Annotated in this window: 1 protein-coding gene; it reads right to left on the reverse strand. The window is 74.0% G+C overall.

Features of this window, described 5'->3' with window-relative positions:
- Positions 1-4,013, reverse strand: a 4,013-nt coding sequence (locus ABZV34_RS37465; RefSeq protein ID WP_356287161.1) for an SDR family NAD(P)-dependent oxidoreductase, incomplete at its 3' end; no start/stop codon positions are given.
- Positions 4,014-4,034: the final 21 nt, after the last annotated feature.

The raw sequence follows: 4,034 nt of genomic DNA on the forward strand, positions 1-4,034 counted from the left end.
CGGGCGTCCGACAACCGCTCCACCAGCAGCACACCCACACCCTCACCCCAGCCCGTACCGTCCGCACCCTCCGCGAACGCCTTGCACAGGCCGTCCGGTGCGAGGCCGCGCTGACGGCTGAACTCGACGAACGCCGCCGGGGTCGACATCACCGTCACACCGCCGACGAGTGCCATCGAGCACTCCCCCGAGGTCAGCGCGCGGATCGCCCAGTGCAGGGCGACGAGGGAGGCCGAGCAGGCGGTGTCGACGGTGACCGCGGGACCTTCGAGGCCCAGGACGTAGGAGACCCGGCCCGAGATGACGCTCGCCGCGTTGCCGGTGCCGAGGTAGCCCTCGGTGTCGGCGTCCGACGTGCTCAGCACGTGTGCGTAGTCCTGGCCGTTGGTGCCGGTGAAGACGCCGGTGCGGCTGCCGCGCAGGGAGCGGGGGTCGATGCCGGCCCGTTCGACGGCCTCCCACGACGTCTCCAGCAGCAGGCGCTGCTGCGGGTCCATGGCGAGGGCCTCGCGGGGTGAGACGCCGAAGAAGTCCGCGTCGAAGGACGCGACGTTCTCCAGGAAGCCGCCGCGGCAGGCGTATGTCGTGCCGCGGCGCCGGGACTCGGGGTCCGGGTCGTAGAGGGCGGCCAGGTCCCAGCCGCGGTCGGCGGGGAAGTCGCTGATGCCGTCGACGCCTTTGAGGAGCATGTCCCACAGCTGTTCGGGGTTCTCGGCGCCTCCGGGGAAGCGGCAGCCCATGCCGATGATCGCGATCGGGTCGTCGGCGAGGTCGGCCGGTGCCGCGGGGTTGTGCCGTGCGGGCTGTGCCGGACCGGTCGTGGTGGGGGCGAGTTCGGCGAGGAGGAAGTCGGCGACGGCGGTCGGGTTGGGGTGGTCGAAGACCAGGGTCACGGGCAGGGTGAGGCCGGTCTCCCGGGTGAGGGCGTTGCGCAGTTCCGTGGCGGTGAGGGAGTCGAAGCCCATGTCCGCGAAGGGGCGGTCGAGGCTGATCGACGCGTCGCTGCTGTGGCCGAGGACGCCGGCGATCGTCGTACGGACCAGAGCCAGCACTGCCGTCCGGCGCTGTTCCTCGGGGAGCGCGGCGAGAGCGCCGCCCGCGGGTGCCGTGCCGTTCGCCCCGGCGCCCGCGGCCCGTCGTAGCGGGGTGCGGCCGGCCAGGGACCGCAGGACGGAGGGAAGCCCGGCCGCGTTCCGGCGCAGTGCGGGCAGGTCGACGCGCAGGGGCAGGGGGGTGCCGTCGGTGTGGGACAGGCAGCGGTCGAAGAGGGCCAGGGCTTCCCGGGTGGGCAGGGCGCCGATGCCGCTGCGGTCGATGCGGCCGCGCTGTGCGGTGTCCAGGTGACCGGTCATGCCGCTGTCCGCGGCCCACAGTCCCCAGCCGATGGAGAGGGCGGGGTGTCCTTCGCCGCGGAGGTGTCCGGCGAAGGCGTCCAGGAAGGAGTTGGCCGCGACGTAGTTGCCCTGGCCGGGGCTGCCGAGCGTGGCGGCGGCCGAGGAGAACACGACGAAGGCCGTCAGGTCGAGGGTGCGGGTCAGCTCGTGGAGGTTGACCGTGGCGTCGACCTTGGGGCGCAGTACGGCGTCGAGGCGTTCGGGGGTGAGGGAGGTGATGAGGCCGTCGTCCACGACGCCGGCGGCGTGGACGACGGCGCCCAGCGGGTGGTCGCGTGGAATGGCGGCCAGTAGTGCGGCCAGGGCGTCGCGGTCGGTGGCGTCGCAGGCGGCCGCGGTGATGTCGGCGCCCGCCTCGGCCATTTCGGAGAGGAGTTCGCGGGCGCCGGGCGCGTCGGCGCCCCTGCGTCCGGCGAGGACGAGGTGGCGTACGCCGTACTCGGTCACCAGGTGGCGGACGGTGGCGGCGCCGACGGTGCCGGTGCCGCCGGTCACCAGGACCGTGCGCTCGGGGTCGAAGACCGTCGTCCGCGAGGTCTGCCCGGTACCGGTGCGGGTGAGGCGGGGCAGCAGGACCCGGCCGTCGCGGAGGGCGACGTCGGGCTCGTCGTGGCGCAGTGCCTCGGCGACGGCTCGCGGGTCGGGCCCGGGGGCGTCGGTGTCCATGAGCAGGAAGCGGCCGGGGTTCTCCGCCTGGGCGGAGCGCACGAGTCCGCGGACGGCCGCGGCGGGCAGGTCGCGGGCCGTCTCGCCGTCGGCCGCGGCGACGGCGCCGGAGGTGAGCAGGAGCAGGCGGGAGCCGGTGAGGCGGTCGTCCGTCAGCCAGGTCTGCAGCAGGGTGAGTGCGGTGGTGGTGGCGGTGCGGACGGCTTCGGCGGTCGCTGTGCGGTCGTCGAGGGGGGTGCGGAAGGGGAGGGCGACGACCTCGGGTACGGGGCCGGTGCCGGCGGCGGCGAGGAGGTCGTCGAGGCAGGCGTGGACGGCCAGTTCGGGGGCGTTCGGCAGCACCGGTCCGGGCGAGGCGGTCCATACGAGGCCGAAGATGTCGTCGTTCCCCGCGGCCTTGGAGGCCGGCAGGTCCGCCGCTGTGAGGGTGCGTGTCCTCAGTCCGTCCGCGCTGAGGACGGGTGCGCCGGTGGTGTCGAAGAGGGCGAGCGCGACGGTGCCGTCCGGGCGGGGGCGGACCTGGACGCGTACGGACTCGGCGGCTGTGGCGTGCAGAGTGAGGCCGGACCACGACAGGGCGTGGGGTGCGGGGTGTCCGGTCGCGCAGAGAGCGAGGAGGGCGCCCTCGATCAGGGCCGGGTGCAGGGCGAAGTGGCCGGCCTCGGCGCGCTGCCGCTCGGGCAGCACGGCGTCGGCGTACACCTCGTCGCCGAGTCGCCAGGCGGCTGTCAGGGTGCGCAGGGCGGTGCCGGGTACGGTGTCGCGGTCCTCGAGGGTGAGGTACAGCTCGTCGATGTCGAGGGGGATCGCGCCGGCGGGCGGCCAGGCGGCGGGGTCCTGGTGCCCGGCGGCCGTCACGGTGTCCGGCAGCCGCTGCAGGACGCCTCGTGCGTGCTGCTGCCAGGGGCCGTCCCCCGTGTGGTCGGTGGGACCGGCGGGGCGGGAGTGCGCGGTGAACGTCCACCGGCCTTCGTCCTCGGTGCCCTCGACCACGGTCTGGATCTCGGTCTCGCCGGTCTCGGACAGGACGAGGGGCAGGTCCACGGTGAGTTCGGCCAGATGCGGGCTGCCGAGCCGGGAACCGGCGTGCAGGGCGAGGTCCGTGAAGAGCGAGGCGGGCACGAGCGGGGTGCCGAAAGCGGTGTGGTCGGCGAGCCAGGGCTGGGCCCGCAGCGAGACGTGTCCGGTGGAGACGACGGTGTGCGAGCCGGCGAGCGCGAGGGACGTGCTGAGCAGCGGGTGTCCCGTCGTCCTGGCGGTACCCTTGGCGACCGGGTCGAGCCAGTAGCGCCGGCGCTGGAAGGCGTAGGTGGGCAGGGTGACCGGCGGGCAGTCGTCGCCCTGGATCACGGCGGGCCAGTCGACGCCGATGCCGCGGGTGTGGAGGGTGGCGATCGTGCCGAGCGCCGTGAGCGGCTCGGGGCGGTCCTTGCGCAGGAGGGACGCGAAGAGCATCTCCTCGTCGCCGGAGACACTGGTCTGGGCGAGGGCGGTGAGGGTCCCGTCCGGGCCGAGCTCCACGAACCGGCGTACGCCGCGCCCTTCGAGCCAGGCGATCCCGTCGGCGAACCGTACGGCCTCCCGGACGTGGCGGACCCAGTACTCGGCCGACTCCAACTCCCCGACGCCGGCGGTCTGTCCGGTCACGTTCGAGACGACCGCGATGTGCGGTGCAGCGTAGGTCACGCTCTCCGCGACCGTACGGAACTCGGCGAGCATCGGCTCCATCAGCGGCGAATGGAAAGCATGGGAGACCCGCAGACGGGAGGTACGGCGGCCCAGGGCGGCTATCTCCTGCGCGACCGCCTCCGCCGCGGTCTCGGCACCGGAGACCACCACCGAACGCGGACCGTTGACCGCCGCGACCGACACCCCCTCCGTCAGCAGGGGGAGCACTTCATCCTCGGACGCCTCCAGCGCGAACATCGCACCACCGGACGGCAGTTCCTGCATCAGACGACCCCGCGCCGACAC

It is taken from the genome of Streptomyces sp. NPDC005195, from assembly GCF_040608315.1.
GTDB classification, from domain to species: domain Bacteria; phylum Actinomycetota; class Actinomycetes; order Streptomycetales; family Streptomycetaceae; genus Streptomyces; species Streptomyces kaempferi.